Below are 13,596 nucleotides of genomic sequence, written 5' to 3'. Positions count from 1 at the left end.
CGGATCGCACGACACGCGACGCCCGCGGCCGGCGCGGACGGCCGCCGGCCCACATCACAGCTTCGTCGGGTGCACAGGATTCGCCGGGGCCGGCAGCGTGCGCGCGAGCCAGCCGGTGACGAGTTCCTCGACCCGCGCGTCGATCGGCTCGCGCGCCTCACGCCGGTAGGCGCGCAGCGACGGCGGCCCGGGCTGCCTGCGCAGGATGTGGCTGAGATCGGGGATCACGTGGTCTCGATCGGTCCCGGCACCAACTCCGCCATGCGGGCCAGATCCTCCGGGTTCACCTGGAGATCCTTGTCTCCCGTGACGGCCAGCACCGGCGCGTGGATCCCGGCGAGATCGGCGGCGGGATCGTAGTCGAGGAACTCGCGGGTCCACCGGGCGTTCACCCGGACCCCGCCGATGCGGGCGACGTCGGTCGTCGTACGGCGGATGCGCTCGTGGTTCTTCGTCACCTTGGCGACCAGGTCGGTGCGGGTGAGGCGCAGCACGGCGCGGACGAACGCCGGCAGGGTCGGCGCGAGACGCGCGGCCTGCCAGCGCAGCGTCTCCGCCCCGCTCCCGGCGGTGCCGGCCAGCAGCACGACCGCCGCCACCGCGGGGTCGTGGGCGGCGAGGTTCGCCGCGATCAGCGCGCCCTCGCTGTGCCCGGTCAACGCCACGCGGCCGGGGTGGATCTCCGGACGTTCGCGCAGCGCGGCCAGCGCGGCTCCGGCGTCGTCCATGTTGTCGCGGAACCCGGCCGCCAGGAAGCGACCGGTGCTGGCCCCCACTCCCCGCTTGTCGTATCGGAGGGACGCGATCCCGGCGGCCGCGAACGCCTCGGCCAGCTGACGGGTCACCCCGAGGGGGAGGCGCCGGTGGTCGGAGTCACGGTCGACCGGTCCCGAGCCGGGGACCAGCAGCACCGCGGGGAAGGGCCCGTCGCCGTCGGGCAGGGTCAGCGTGCCGCCGAGCCGTTCGCCGCCCGAGGCGAAGGCGAGGTCGATGTCGCGCATCGTGCCGGTCCTCCTCAGGCGCCGGAGAGGGTGGCGATCACGGCGCGCGGGTCGTCCACGCCCAGCAGCAGGGAGGAGTAGCCGTGTCCGTCGAGGTGGATCCGCACCGCCGGCTGGCCGTGGCGCACGTCGACGAACTCCCTGCCCGACCGACTGTGCCACGTGCCGAGCTTGCGACACCCGGGCACGCCGAGGCCGGTGCGCACGCCCCGGGCCGCGCCGAGCGCGTCGTCCACGATCTCGGCCGACCGGACCGCCGAGCGCGGGACGCGCAGGTCGGCACGCAGGGCGGCGGCCTTCTCCGCGGCGGTGAGGCGGACTTCGACGGCGTCGGCGGTGACGGTCACGGTGCTCATGGCATCCCTCACAGGTTGTCGCTTCGGTGAGCCTGATTGTTCTCGGTTGTGAGAATGATGTCAAATGTGAGAACGTAGGGGCCATGACGACGGCCGAGTTGCTGCTGCACCCGATCCGGCTGCGCATCGTCCAGGCGCTCCTGGGCGAGCGGATGCTGACGACGGCCGACCTTCGCGCGGAGCTCCCCGACGTGCCGCCCGCGACCCTCTACAGACAGGTCGCGGCGCTGGTCGAAGGCGAGGTTCTCGAGGTCGCGGCGGAGCGCAAGGTGCGGGGCACCTTCGAACGGACCTACCGGCTGCGTACGGCCAACGCGCACGTCAGCGCCGAGGAGGCCGCCGGGCTGAGCGCGGAGGAGCACCGTCAGGCGTTCATGACGTTCGTCGCCCTGCTGCTTGCCGACTTCGACCGCTACCTCACCCGCGACGACGTCGACCTCGGGCGCGACGGAGTGGGATTCCGGCAGGCGGCCATGTACCTCAGCGACGAGGAGTTCCAGGACTTCCTGCGGGACCTGCGAGAAGTGCTCGCGCCCAGGTTCGCCAACCAGCCCGCGCCCGGCCGCACCCGGCGCCTGCTGTCCACCATCGTCATGCCCTCCTGAAGCGGTCAGGCACCGGCCTGGAGGAGACGCCGTCCGAGGGCTTCGGCGGCCTCCCGCAGTTCGCGTGACCCGACGATGCGGAAGGGCGCCCGGATCGCCGTGAGCTGCCGGACGTACCAGTCCGGTTCGTCCGTGCTGCCCACCAGGCGCGTGGTGGTCGCGTCCATCGCCTCGCGGCGGCCCAGGCTGCGCGGGATCCACTCGGCCACGGCCTCGGCGGGCGCGTCGACGACGACCTCCACCTCGTGCCGCCACCCTGCCGACAGATGGTCCTCCAGCATCTCCGCCGGATCGAGATCGGCCGGAGGGACGGCCGGCACGTCGAGCACCTCGACGCCCGCCACCTTGTCCACCCGCAGCACCCGGCGGGCGTTCTTCGTGTGCGACCAGCACAGCAGATACCAGCGACCGCGGCGTACGACGACGGCCCACGGGTCGACCTCCATGATTCGCTCTTCCCCGGGGCGGATGCGATATCCGAGCCGCAGCCGCCGGTGCCCGGCGCAGGCCTGGACGAGGACGGCGGTGGTCTCGGGGCTGGGAGTCCTGGCCCCGGGCTCGGGGTGTCTCGTGCTCAGGCTCCGCACCGCCGCGGCCGGCCCGGCGACCGCCTCGGGTAGCACCCGCAAGATCTTGCCGAGCGCGCCGCCCACGGGATCGGCCGGGTCCGCCGAGTCGTGGTGGCCGTCCAGCACGGCCATCACCAGCCCGAGCGCCTCGGCCTGAGTGAACATCAGGGGAGGCAGCCGGAGCCCCCGGCCGACGCGGTAACCCCCGTAGGGGCCGCGAACGGACTCGACCGGTATGCCGGCCTCACGCAGGATGCCGACGTAACGCCGGGCGGCCCGCTCGGAGACGCCGAGCCGGCCGGCCAGCCGTTCCGCCGTGATGCCGGGGCTGCTCTGGATCAGTTCGAGGAGCAGGAGCGCCCGCGCGGTCGGGCTCTCGTCGTGTGTCATTCGGCCAGCCGTCACATTCCGGAAGTGGATCGTCCGGAATGCACCGTAGCCTGTCCCCCATGACCGAAAACGTCCTTTATGAGCCGCCGGTCGCTGGCGACGAGATCGACACCTTGCTCGGCTCGCTGGACCGCCAGCGCCGGATTTTCGCGTGGAAGTGCGGCGGGCTCGACGCGGCCGGCCTGCGGGCGACCACCGCCGCGTCGTCCATGACCCTGGGAGGGCTGCTCAAGCACCTGGCCCTGGTGGAGGACGACATGTTCTCCCAGAAGCTGTTCGGGCGACCGCCGGCGCCGCCGTGGGACACGGTGGACTTCGGCGCCGACCCCGACTGGGAGTGGCGCACGGCCGCCGACGACACTCCCGAGCAGCTGACGACGTTGTGGCAGGACGCGGTGGCCCGCTCCCGGGCCGGCGTACGGCAGGCGCTGGCCGAGGGCGGCCTCGGACGGCTCGCGGTGTACACCGGCTCCCGCGGCGAGTCGCCCAGCCTCCGCCGCCTGCTGATCGACATGATCGAGGAGTACGCCCGCCACGTCGGGCACGCCGACCTCATCCGCGAGTCCGTCGACGGCCTGGTCGGAGAGGACCAGCCGGCGGAATGAGGCAGGACGTCACCGAGCCGATTCCCGCCGATCGGCTTGTCATCGTCCCCGCCGACCGGGCGTCGTGGGACGACCTGCAAGCGATCTTCGGCACGACCGACTGCCATTGCCAGCGCTACAAGATCTTCACGTACCAGTGGGGCTCGGTCTCCGACGCCGAGCGTGCCGCGCGGCTGCGCGAGCAGACCGGCTGCGGAACCCCCGGAGCCCGGTCGACCAGCGGTCTCGTGGCCTATCTGGACGGTGAGCCGGTCGGGTGGTGCGCGGTCGAGCCCCGGACGGCCTACCCCCAGCTGACCCGCACCCGCGTCCCCTGGAGGGGGCGGCAGGAGGACGAGACCGACGACAGCGTCTGGGCCGTGACCTGCTTCGTCACCCGCAAGGGCTTCCGCCGGCGTGGGGTGACGTACGCGCTCGCACGTGCCACGATCGACTTCGCGCGAGAACGGGGAGCCCGGGCCCTGGAGGCATACCCGATGATCACCAGACCGGGCGTCGAGATCACCTGGGGCGAGCTCCACGTCGGCAGCCGCGACGTCTTCCTCGACGCGGGGTTCACCGAGGTGAGCAGGCCGACCCTCAGGCGAGCCGTCGTACGGATCGACTTCTGACCGTCCCGCCGGGGTTCGGCGCGGTCAGTCCGAGATCGCGATGCGGAGGCGGCGGAAGCCGCGGCCCTTGCTCTCGATCTTGGCGACCTTGATCCTGCCGATCTGCTTGGTCGAGGCGACGTGCGTGCCCCCGTCGGCCTGGGTGTCCAGGCCCACGATGTCGACGATCCGCACCTCGGGGATGCCCTCAGGCACGAGGTTCGTCGCGGTGCGGATGATGTCGGGAATCGCGAAGGCCTCCGCACGAGGCAGCACCCGTACGTCGATCCTGCGGTCGGCGGCGATCTCGGCATTGCACGCGTCCTCGATCGCCTCCTTGAAGCCGGGCGGCACCTCGGGGAGGTTGAAGTCCATCCGCGCGGTCATCGGCTCCATGTTCCCGCCGGTGACCAGGGCCCCGTAGTCGCGGAACACGACGCCGCACAGCACGTGCAGGCCCGAGTGGGTGCGCATGAGCGCGGAACGCCGCTCGTCGGCGACCGCCGCCCGCACGACCGTGCCGGCGGGCGGGATCGGGTCGTCCGCCGCCGGGACGAGATAGAGGTCGTCTCCCTTGCGCACGCCCTCGATGCGGGTCTCGACGCCCTGCCACAGCAGCACGCCGTGGTCCGGCGGCTGGCCTCCGCCGCCCGGGTAGAAGGCCGATCGGTCCAGGACGATCCCGTCCGGCGTGGCCTCCAGCACGACGGCCTCGAAAGACCGCAGGCCCTGGTCGGTCAGCTCCAGCCGCCTCGTCCGCCCGTGAAGATCGAACGTCACGTCACCGAGTCTAGTCACGGCCGCCGGGCCGAGGCCCATCCCGGGCGCGGGCCGTGCGGCCCGCGCCCGGGTGGTGTCATCGGTCAGGGCCGGAATCGCCAGCCGGGCAGGCCGGGGACGGGTCCGGACGGCACGGGCCACGGGGCCCGGCGCAGCGTGGCCTCGGCGGGCGGCACCGCCGGGCAGCGGGTGCCCCGGGCCGGGAGTGCGCGCGAGACCAGGTAGCGGTCGAACGCTCCCGTCGTGCAGTCCCCGCGACCGTACATGCGGTGTCCCCAGCCCTCGTAGGTGAGCAACACGCCGGCGCGGCCGATCTGCCTGGCGGTGCTCGCCGCCCAGATGTAGGGGGTGGCCGGATCGTGGACCGCGTTGCCCAGCAACACCTGCGCGTTCGGGGCGACCCGGAGCTGATGCTGCGGGTCGGGAATCGGCGTGGGCTGACCGAGGCAGGCGGCGACCATCGCGATCGCCAGCGGGCTGATTCGCATGTCCGGCGCGATCCTCGCCGCCCGGTTCACGTGAGCGGCGTACTCACGGAAGTCACGCACGGGCAGGAAGTAGTCCTCGCAGAACACCTGCGCCGGATTCTCGACGACCTCGTCCTCCTGCCGGCGCGGCTCGGCCGGCGGCGCGGGGGGCTGGACGCCGGTGTCCAGCGCGACGAGCACGTCCGCGAGTTGCGACCAGGCCGGCCCGTAGAAGGCGCCGAAGACCAGGGAAAGCAGGGAGGTCCGGTTCAGGGAGACCGACGGGTCCCCGGGGAACGGCAGTTCGCCCCGGTCGGCGCGGGCGATCAGACCGGCCCACAATGCCCGCACGTCCTTCCCGTGCAGCGCGCAGGTCTCGGTGCGGTCGCACCAGGAGACGAACTCGTCGAACGAGTCCTGCGCCGTCGCGGTCTCGGTGTCGAGGAACGCCTGGGTGCCCAGGCTGTGGTCCATGTTGCTGTCGAGCGCCAGAGCCCGTACGCGGCCGGGGAAGCGCTCCGCGTAGAGCTGCCCGATCAGCGTGCCGTACGAGACCCCGTAGTAGGTCAGCTTCTCGTCGCCGAGGGCGGCGCGGATGGCGTCGAGGTCGCGCACCACGCTGAGCGTGTCGACGTGGTCGAACAACGGCCCGGTGCGCGCCCGGCAGTCCTCGCGCAACCGCTGGTTGTAGGCGACGAGGGCGCTGAAGTCGGCCTGGCTTCGCAACGCGAGCGGGTCGGGCGCCTGGTAGGCGAGGGCGGCCGAGCAGACGACGGGGTGACTGCGCGCGACGCCGCGCGGGTCGAAGCCGACGATGTCGAAACGGCGGGTGATTTCCGCGCTGAAAGCAAGCCTTTGTTCGAGGACGGCGTCCACGCCCGACCCGCCGGGGCCGCCCGGATTGATGACGAGCGAACCCACCCTGGCCGCCGGGTCGGTCGCCTTGCGCCGGACGAGCGCGAGGTCGACGGTCGCGCCGCGAGGCCGGGCCCAGTCGATCGGCACGGCCAGCGTGCCGCAGTCGGCGGTGGGGTCGTCGGTACAGGGCGTCCAGGTGACGGATGCGGCGGGCCCGCCTCCGCCCTGCTCGGCGGTGCCCGCGGCGACCGGCGAGAGGGGAAGCAGGGCGGCGATGAGGGATGAGACGACGACGGCTAATCGCGCTCGCACACGGCCTCCATTATCGAGTGACAACATGGAGCACCAATTGTGGGCAATTCATGTCAATACGGGAATCCGACTGGAGACGGAAAAACGCCTCATCCGTTCGGCGTATTCACGTCTGATTCGCCCGTTGTGTTGCGACCGGAATTCCCGGTCAGGTGACAGGACGGAAACCCACGCGTCCCACCGGTTGTCCCACAGGCCGGCGAGCGCGGCGACGTCGGGCTCGGCCTCCACCGGGCATCTACCGCGCTTCTAGTCACCGTTGCCAGCGTCGCACCTGTCCGCCTGGTTCGACACGAAGGAGCGCTATGTCGGGAACCGATCGCGGGGTCAGCCGGGAACGGCTGCTGGCGATGATGACGGCGTTCAAATCCACCTACCTGCTGCGTGCCGCCATTGAGCTGCGGATTTTCGACGCGCTCGCCGACGGGCCCGCCGATCCTGACGATGTCGCGGCCATCTTGCGCACCAATCCCCGAGCCACCCGGATTCTGCTGCGCGCTCTGGCCGCCGCCGGATTGCTGGACATGGACGGCGAGCAGTTCCAGCTCGTCAGCGGCGCGCGAGAGCTGCTGGTGACCTCCAGCCCGCAGTACGGCGGCGGGGTGGTGCGGGTGGCGGCCAGCGACTGGGAATGGGACGCGATGAAGAACCTCGCGGACGTCGTACGGCATGGCGGCACCCTGCTCGACGTCAACGCCGAGACGCCGGGATTCCCCTACTGGGTGGACTTCGCCACACACTTGACCTTCGCCACGAAACCCGGCGCCGAGTTCGTCGCCGACCTGCTCGTGCCGTGGGCCGAGGATCGGGCGTCGCTGGACGTGCTCGACGTCGGGTGCGGACACGGTCTCTTCGGTTTCTCCGTGGCCGCCCGCGACACCCGCGCCACGGTGACGTGTCTGGACTGGCCGGAGGTGCTGGACGTCGCCAGGACGTACGCCGAACGGCTTCACGTCGGCGACCGGGTGAGTTACCTTCCGGGAGACGCGTTCGAGGTCCCGCTCGACGGGCGGTATGACGTGATCATCCTGGGCAACTTCCTCTTCCAGTTCCCGCCCAGCCGCGGGATCGACCTGCTGCGCCGCCTGGCGTCCGCGCTCAAGCCGGGGGGCCAGGTGCTCATCGTCGGGTTCACCACCGGCGACCGGCCGCCCGCCCAGGACTACCACGCGCACATGCTGAGTCTGCTGATGCTGGCGTGGACCAGCCAGGGCGAGCTCCACTCGCCGCTGATGTACCAGAAGATGCTCGCCTCCGCCGGGCTGGTCGACCTCGACACGCACGAGAAGCCCGGCCTGCCGCTCCGCGTGGTCAGCGGCCGGCGTGCCTGACCTCGCTCGACCTCTTCCGGCCGGCCGGCGGCGGACTCAGGTCCGGGTGCTCCCGGCCGGGCGGCCACCCACTCAGGAGTCTGCCGGACGGCCTGCTCCCAGAACCGACAAGGAACCAGTGTGAACGTGGCAATTGCCGGCGGCGGCCCGGTGGGGCTCATGCTCGCCTGCGAACTCGGCCTGGCCGGTGTGCCGGCGACCGTGTTCGAGCGCACCGCACAGCGATCACCGCATGCCAGGGCGTGGGGACTGCACGCGCGCACCGTGGAGACACTCGATCGGCGCGGGCTGGTCGAGGCGTTGTGGCACGAGAAGGCCGCCTGGCCGAAGATGCCGTTCGCCGGCATGTGGCCGCTGCTCGACCTCAGCGCGTTGACCTCCGACCATCCGTACATCCTCAACGTGCCGCAGACGCGGGTCGAGGAGGTCCTCGAGGCGCGGGCGCGGGAACTGGGCGTCACGATCGCGCGCGAGCACGACGTCACCGGGTTCGACCAGGACGCCGACGGCGTCGTTGTCGAGGTCAGGGACTCCCTCGGAGAGACCCGGCGGTTCGAGGCCTCCTACCTCGTGGGGTGCGACGGCGGTCGCAGTGTCGTACGCAAGCTCGCGGGCATCGAGTTCGCCGGAACGGAACCGACCGTCGGCGGGATGCTCTGCGACTGCACGCTGCCGACCATGGCGCAGGAACGCCGCGGCATCACCAGGACTCCCCACGGAACCGTGAACATCAACCCGCGTCCGAACGGCGTGGTCCGGATCGTCACCACCGAGTTCGGCCGGCCGCATTCCGACCGGGACGCGCCCGTGACGATCGAGGAGTTCCGCGGGGCCGTCCGCCGGATCCTCGGCCGCGACCTGGACATCGTGGAGCCGACCTTCATGACCCGGTTCGGCGACTCCACCCGGCTCGCCGACGCCTATCGGGCGGGCCGGGTCCTGCTGGCCGGCGACGCGGCCCACGTGCACTTCCCCTACGGCGGCCTGGGGTTGAACCTCGGCCTCCAGGACGCGGTGAACCTCGGCTGGAAACTCGCCGCGCAGATCCAGGGGCGAGCCCCCGAAGGGCTGCTGGACTCCTACGAGGCCGAGCGGCGGCCCGCCGCCGCCGCGGTGCTGGACTACAGCAGGACACAGCTGGCGCTGCTGGATCCGCACCGCAACGTCACCGCGTTGCGCACGCTGTTCGGCTCACTGCTGGAGATCCCCGAGGTCAACCGTCTCCTGGCCGAACAGGCGACGGGCACCGGCCTGCGCTACGAGCCGGGCGAAGGCGCGCACCCCCTGGTCGGTTCCTTCGCCGGGGACACGCGGCTGAAGACCGGCAACGGTGAACAGAGCCTGGTGGCGCTGCTGCGCTCGGGCCGTGGCGTGCTGCTCGACCTGGCCGGGGACGGCGACGTCGCCGGCGCGGGCGAGGCGTGGTCGTCCCGGGTGGACACCGTGACCGCGACCTGCGACGAGCCGCCCGCCGCCGCGATTCTGGTGCGGCCGGACGGCTACGTCGCGTGGGCCGGCGACGGCGACACGGCAACCCTGCCGGACGCCTTGCGCACCTGGTTCGGCACGCCCTGACAGCACGCGGAGAACCCGGGGTGACCGGGCGGGCTTCGGCTCGCCCGGTCACTCTGACGTCAGCCGTCCTTGTCGACCCCGGCGGCACGGCGATGCGCGGGGTGGCGGGATCCGGCCACCCGGCCGGGCTGGAAGCTCTCCTCGAGCAGGCGGATGTGCCGTTCGGTCAGCCGGATCTCGGCGGCCGCGACGTTGCTGTGCAGGTGTCCGAGACTCCGGCTGCCCGGGATCGGCACGACGTCGTCACCGCGCGAGAGCAACCACGCCAGCGCGAGCCGGCTGAGAGGCACGCCCAGCTCCTGAGCGATCGGCCGGGCTTGCGTGACCATCCGCTGGTTGTGCCGGAAGTTGTCGCCCTGCAGGCGCGGATGGTTGCGCCGCTGGTCCCCCTCGCCGAAGTGCTCGGGCGACGGCAGGGTCCCGGTCAGGAAACCCTTGCCGAGCGGGCTGTGCGCGACCAGGCCGACACCGAGGTCGCGGGCGGCGGGCAGGATCTCCGCCTCGATGTGCCGCTCCCACAACGAGTACTCGCTCTCCAGCACGCTGATCGGCTGCACGGCGTGCGCCCGGCGAAGCACCTCGGCGGACACTTCCGAAAGTCCGATGTGCCGGATCTTGCCCGCCGTCCGCAGCTGCGCGAGGGCGCCGACGCTGTCCTCGATCGGCACCCGCGGATCGGCCCGGCCCAGGTAGTAGACGTCGACGTGGTCGACTCCCAGCCGGGCCAGTGAGGCGTCACACGCCTGCCGGAGATAGGTGGGACTGCCGTCCACGATGCGCGGCGGCCCACCGGGGACCTCCGACCGCACTCCTCCCCTGGTCGCGATCACCACATCGGCACGGCGACCGCGTACGGCCTCGCCGACCAGCCGTTCGTTCTCCCCGCCCCCGTAGAAGTCCGCCGTGTCGAGCAGGGTCACACCGAGATCCACGGCACGCCGGATGGTGGTGACGCAGTCGGCGCGATCGACCGCGCCATAACCACCGGACATGCCCATGCATCCGAGCCCGACGGCTGACACGGTCAGCCCGTCCGCTCCCAGCTTTCTGCGCTCCACGTGATCTCTCCGTCCGACGGCACCGGCTCTCCGCCACCATCGCCGCGGCGGCTAGACCGGGATTAGAACCGCGATCCAGCTGACGCGATCGATCGGGCATGTAGCGGGGTTCGAGCGCCCCTGGGGAGATTCGAATCGTCATTCTTCCAGCGCGAACGGTAACTCCAAGGAAGGAGCGGAGCCGTGCCGACCAGCACCAGAGACTCCGTCCAGGCCATCAGTGTGAACGCGCCCGCGGCCGTCGTCTTCGACCTGATCGCCGACGTGGACCAGCTCAAGCGCATCTTCACCCCAGTGATCCACACCGCCTATCTGGAGCGCGGCGAGTCGGCCGACCGGGTGGAACGGTGGTCGTGGGAGCGGCAGCTCGACGCGGTCCGCAGCTGGCGGGCCCGCCGGGAGCTCGACCGGGAGGCCGGCCGGATCCGGTTCCGGCACGAGAACCCCAACCCGCCGATGCTCGATGTCGCCGGCGAATGGTCGTTCACCCCGTCCGGCGACACGACCCAGATCGAGCTGCGGCACGAGTTCACCGTGGACCCGGCGCACCCGGACGCCGAACAGGCCGCCGCGATGCTCGACCGCGGCGCCGGCATGCAGCTGGGACGGCTCAAGCACGTCGCCGAGAGCCTGTCGTCCATCGCCGGGCTTGAGGTCTCCTACGAGGTGCAGCTGGTGATCGACGAACCGATCGAGGACGTCTACAACTACTTCTACGAGGCCGACAGGTGGCCGGAACGCATACCGCACTGCCTGAGCGCCAGCCGCAAGGAGGACGTTCCGCTACAGCAGGTCGTCGTGATGGACGTGCAGGTGCCGAGCGGCGCCATCCACACCACCAAGCAGGCCCGGGTGTGCTTCCCCAACGAGAAGATCATGTGGCGCCAGCTGGAGGGCCTGCCCCCGCTGGACGACATGCTGTACGGCTACATGACGTTCACGCAGACTCCCGAGGGCGTGCTCGTCAGGACCGGCCAGACGGAGCTGCTGAAGCCCACGGGGGTGGCCAAGCGGGGCTGGACGATGGACGAGGCCAAGGGGCACGTGGCCGAGGTGCGCGGCGGTCGCAATCTCGACGCGCTCAAGAGCGCCGCCGACTTCCTGCGGCGCCGGCGCGGATGAGCGGCGCCGCGATGAGCGCGACAAGGGTCGGGCTGTTCGGGCACGGCTGGTGGGCGCGCCGCTATCTCGCGCCCGCCCTGTCCGGCGCGGGTGCCGAGTTGGTGGCCCTCTGCGGCCGCGACGGCGCCCGCGCCGCCAAGGCGGCCGTCGAGTTCGGTGTGCCGCGGTCGTTCGACCGGATCGAGGCCATGCTCGAGTCGGTCGAGCTGGACGCCCTGGTGATCACTTCCCCGCCGTCATCGCACGCGGAGGCGGTACGAGCCGCGGCCGCCGCCCGCCTGCCGATCTTCTGTGAGAAGCCCCTGGGCCGCACCGCTCAGGAGACGGCGGGCATGGTGACGGCCTGCGCGGGTCTGCCCACGGTCGCCGGGTTCACGCAACGGTGGAACCCGGCGATCAGGACGGCCCGCAGGTTGCTCGCCGAGGGCGCGGTCGGGCGCCTCAGGCACGTGCGCTACAGCACGGCCAGCGCGTTGTCCTCGGACGCCACCGCCCCCTGGGACTGGCGCTACGACGCCGACGAGTACGCCTACGGCGTGCTCAGCGACCTCGGACCGCACGCGGTGGACGTGGTGCGGTGGCTGGGCGGCGAGATCACGGAGGTGACCGCCGCCGCGCACACGGTCTTCGCGGAGAGGTCCACGCCGGACGGGCAGGCCAAGAAGGTGGAGAACTGGGACGAGTGCTCGTTGACCGTCAGGCTCGCCGACGGAGTCCGGGCCTCGATGTTCGTGAGCAGGATGCTTCCGGTCAGCCCGTACCGCCGTTTCCACCACCAGCTGGAAATCGTGGGCAGTGCCGGAACGCTGGCCTACGACTCGGATCGGCCGGTCGAGGTCATCCTGTCGAACCCCGGCGGCCGGCCTTCGGTGGTCCGCGCGGACGGCCTCGACACCGGCGACGCCGAACCCGGGTCGTTCGAGGAGCTGATGGCGGTCATGGACGCGGGCGCCGCCGCACAGGCACGCGACATGCTCGCGGTGTTCGGCGGGCAGGCGCCCGGCGGCGTGCCGACCTTGGCCGACGGGCACACCGGTCAGCTCGTTCTCGACGCGGCCGCGCGTTCGGCGACCGCCCAGACCTGGATCCGCTGTTAGAAACACGTGGGTGTTCCCGCGAGCCCTCTCGCGGGAACACCCACACAACCACTCAGTCGACCGCCCAGTCGACGGCTCAGCCCACCGCTCAGTCCACCGCTCAATCCACCAGGGCGACCGCACGGGCCCAGCCGGCGCCCGCGTTGGCCAGCTTCACCGGGAAGCACATGACCTGGAAGCCGAACGGCCGCGGCAGCGCGTCGAGGTTGCCCAGGCGCTCGATCTGGCAGTACTCCCGCTCCCGTCCCACCATGTGCGCGGGCCACAGCACACCCGCGTCACCGGTGGCGTTGAACCGTTCGATGATGTTGCCGAACGGCGCGTCCAGGCTGAAAGCGTCGGTCCCGATCACGCGGACGCCGAGGTCCAGCAGCAGATGGACGGCGGAGGCGTCGAGGCCGACGAAGTCGGAGAAGTACTTCGGGGTTCCGAGGTGCCGCGTGGCGCCGGTGTTCAGCAGCACGATGTCCAGCGGCTCGGGCCTGTAGTCGATCTCGGCCAGCGCTCGCTCGATCACGTCCGCGCCCACGGCGCCGGTCTCCGCGTCCCGCAGGTCGAGCAGCACGCCCGGACGGTAGAACCAGTCGAGCGGCATCTGGTCGATGGTCCGAGGCGTGCCGTACGCCGCCTTGGACCCGTAGTGCGACGGCGCGTCGACGTGTGTGCCGGTGTGCGTCGTCAAGGTGAAGGTGTCATTGTTCAGGAACTCGCCGTCGGGCAGCACCGCGGGGTCGAACTCCAGCCCCAGGTGCTCGCGCATCTCGGCGCTCATGTGCCGTGCGCCCTCCGCGGGCGTCATGGCCTGATGCACGACCGGGTCGGGCTCCCAGAAGGTCGCGTCGACGGGTGACGACAAGTCGATCAGCGGCATGTGTGCTCC

Annotated in this window: 15 protein-coding genes; 7 read left to right on the top strand and 8 right to left on the bottom strand. The window is 71.4% G+C overall.

Going from position 1 to position 13,596, the window contains the following annotated elements:
- Positions 1-54: 54 nt before the first annotated feature.
- Genes HHX35_RS42510 through HHX35_RS05805 form a run of 3 tightly spaced genes read right to left on the bottom strand, consistent with a single transcriptional unit; the run spans position 55 to position 1,357 of the window.
- Positions 55-228 (bottom strand): hypothetical protein, encoded by a 174-nt coding sequence (locus tag HHX35_RS42510; RefSeq protein ID WP_220505082.1) that lies wholly within the window; start codon positions 226-228, stop codon positions 55-57.
- Positions 225-1,001: a S9 family peptidase gene (locus HHX35_RS05810; RefSeq protein ID WP_220505081.1), complete on the bottom strand. Its 777-nt coding sequence runs from the start codon at positions 999-1,001 to the stop codon at positions 225-227. The genes HHX35_RS42510 and HHX35_RS05810 overlap by 4 nt, the downstream gene beginning before the upstream one ends.
- A 14-nt stretch (positions 1,002-1,015) precedes the next feature.
- Complete coding sequence (locus HHX35_RS05805) at positions 1,016-1,357, bottom strand: hypothetical protein (RefSeq protein ID WP_182897890.1); 342 nt, start codon at positions 1,355-1,357, stop codon at positions 1,016-1,018.
- An 83-nt stretch (positions 1,358-1,440) separates the two neighbouring features.
- Here HHX35_RS05805 and HHX35_RS05800 point away from each other — a divergent pair, with 83 nt between their 5' ends.
- A complete protein-coding gene (locus HHX35_RS05800) occupies positions 1,441-1,962 on the top strand; it encodes a helix-turn-helix domain-containing protein (protein WP_182897889.1) in 522 nt (173 codons plus the stop codon).
- A gap of 5 nt (positions 1,963-1,967) precedes the next feature.
- Here the strand turns inward: HHX35_RS05800 and HHX35_RS05795 are convergent, their stop codons facing one another.
- Positions 1,968-2,921 carry a YafY family protein gene (locus HHX35_RS05795; RefSeq protein ID WP_182897888.1) on the bottom strand — a complete coding sequence of 318 codons (954 nt, stop codon included), beginning with the start codon at positions 2,919-2,921 and terminating at the stop codon, positions 1,968-1,970.
- A 59-nt stretch (positions 2,922-2,980) separates the two neighbouring features.
- On the opposite strand from HHX35_RS05795, the gene HHX35_RS05790 reads away from it, so the two are divergent.
- A complete protein-coding gene (locus tag HHX35_RS05790; protein ID WP_041952822.1) occupies positions 2,981-3,526 on the top strand; it encodes a DinB family protein in 546 nt (181 codons plus the stop codon).
- On the top strand, positions 3,523-4,137 hold the full coding sequence (locus tag HHX35_RS05785) for a GNAT family N-acetyltransferase (RefSeq protein WP_041952823.1): 615 nt from the start codon (positions 3,523-3,525) through the stop codon (positions 4,135-4,137). Before HHX35_RS05790 ends, HHX35_RS05785 begins: the two co-directional genes overlap by 4 nt.
- 24 nt (positions 4,138-4,161) lie before the next feature.
- Here HHX35_RS05785 and HHX35_RS05780 read toward each other — a convergent pair whose 3' ends face one another.
- Together HHX35_RS05780 and HHX35_RS05775 are read right to left on the bottom strand one after the other, a co-directional pair.
- Positions 4,162-4,896, bottom strand: a complete 735-nt coding sequence (locus HHX35_RS05780; protein ID WP_041952995.1) for an alanyl-tRNA editing protein — start codon at positions 4,894-4,896, stop codon at positions 4,162-4,164.
- An 83-nt stretch (positions 4,897-4,979) separates the two neighbouring features.
- Positions 4,980-6,533: an alpha/beta hydrolase gene (locus tag HHX35_RS05775; protein ID WP_220505080.1), complete on the bottom strand. Its 1,554-nt coding sequence runs from the start codon at positions 6,531-6,533 to the stop codon at positions 4,980-4,982.
- A 305-nt stretch (positions 6,534-6,838) separates the two neighbouring features.
- On the opposite strand from HHX35_RS05775, the gene HHX35_RS05770 reads away from it, so the two are divergent.
- Both HHX35_RS05770 and HHX35_RS05765 read left to right on the top strand, forming a co-directional pair.
- The gene (locus HHX35_RS05770; RefSeq protein WP_182897886.1) at positions 6,839-7,864 is read left to right on the top strand and encodes a class I SAM-dependent methyltransferase; all 1,026 of its coding nucleotides are present in this window, start codon (positions 6,839-6,841) and stop codon (positions 7,862-7,864) included.
- A gap of 120 nt (positions 7,865-7,984) precedes the next feature.
- Entirely contained in the window at positions 7,985-9,439 is a 1,455-nt protein-coding gene (locus tag HHX35_RS05765; RefSeq protein WP_310738909.1) for an FAD-dependent oxidoreductase, read from the top strand.
- A 59-nt stretch (positions 9,440-9,498) separates the two neighbouring features.
- On the opposite strand, the gene HHX35_RS05760 is transcribed toward HHX35_RS05765, so the two are convergent.
- Positions 9,499-10,497: an aldo/keto reductase gene (locus HHX35_RS05760; protein WP_182897885.1), complete on the bottom strand. Its 999-nt coding sequence runs from the start codon at positions 10,495-10,497 to the stop codon at positions 9,499-9,501.
- 183 nt (positions 10,498-10,680) lie between these two features.
- On the opposite strand from HHX35_RS05760, the gene HHX35_RS05755 reads away from it, so the two are divergent.
- Positions 10,681-11,619: an SRPBCC family protein gene (locus HHX35_RS05755; protein WP_041952827.1), complete on the top strand. Its 939-nt coding sequence runs from the start codon at positions 10,681-10,683 to the stop codon at positions 11,617-11,619.
- 11 nt (positions 11,620-11,630) lie between these two features.
- A complete protein-coding gene (locus tag HHX35_RS05750) occupies positions 11,631-12,716 on the top strand; it encodes a Gfo/Idh/MocA family protein (RefSeq protein WP_182897884.1) in 1,086 nt (361 codons plus the stop codon).
- A 100-nt stretch (positions 12,717-12,816) separates the two neighbouring features.
- Here HHX35_RS05750 and HHX35_RS05745 read toward each other — a convergent pair whose 3' ends face one another.
- The gene (locus HHX35_RS05745) at positions 12,817-13,587 is read right to left on the bottom strand and encodes a cyclase family protein (protein WP_041952829.1); all 771 of its coding nucleotides are present in this window, start codon (positions 13,585-13,587) and stop codon (positions 12,817-12,819) included.
- Positions 13,588-13,596: the final 9 nt, after the last annotated feature.

The organism is Microbispora sp. H10830, assembly GCF_014161375.1.
Classification (GTDB): Bacteria; Actinomycetota; Actinomycetes; order Streptosporangiales; family Streptosporangiaceae; genus Microbispora; species Microbispora catharanthi.
Note: the sequence above shows the minus strand (reverse complement) of the source record. Positions and strands in the feature narration are given on the sequence as shown.

Excerpts from the sequence above, each read along its gene's own strand:
- HHX35_RS05805 (WP_182897890.1), bottom strand. The coding sequence starts at position 1,357 with ATGAGCACCGTGACCGTCACCGCCGACGCCGTCGAAGTCCGCCTCACC.
- HHX35_RS05800 (WP_182897889.1), top strand. The coding sequence starts at position 1,441 with ATGACGACGGCCGAGTTGCTGCTGCACCCGATCCGGCTGCGCATCGTC.
- HHX35_RS05790 (WP_041952822.1), top strand. The coding sequence starts at position 2,981 with ATGACCGAAAACGTCCTTTATGAGCCGCCGGTCGCTGGCGACGAGATC.
- HHX35_RS05795 (WP_182897888.1), bottom strand. The coding sequence starts at position 2,921 with ATGACACACGACGAGAGCCCGACCGCGCGGGCGCTCCTGCTCCTCGAA.
- HHX35_RS05750 (WP_182897884.1), top strand. The coding sequence starts at position 11,631 with ATGAGCGCGACAAGGGTCGGGCTGTTCGGGCACGGCTGGTGGGCGCGC.
- HHX35_RS05745 (WP_041952829.1), bottom strand. The coding sequence starts at position 13,587 with ATGCCGCTGATCGACTTGTCGTCACCCGTCGACGCGACCTTCTGGGAG.
- HHX35_RS05770 (WP_182897886.1), top strand. The coding sequence starts at position 6,839 with ATGTCGGGAACCGATCGCGGGGTCAGCCGGGAACGGCTGCTGGCGATG.
- HHX35_RS05810 (WP_220505081.1), bottom strand. The coding sequence starts at position 1,001 with ATGCGCGACATCGACCTCGCCTTCGCCTCGGGCGGCGAACGGCTCGGC.
- HHX35_RS05785 (WP_041952823.1), top strand. The coding sequence starts at position 3,523 with ATGAGGCAGGACGTCACCGAGCCGATTCCCGCCGATCGGCTTGTCATC.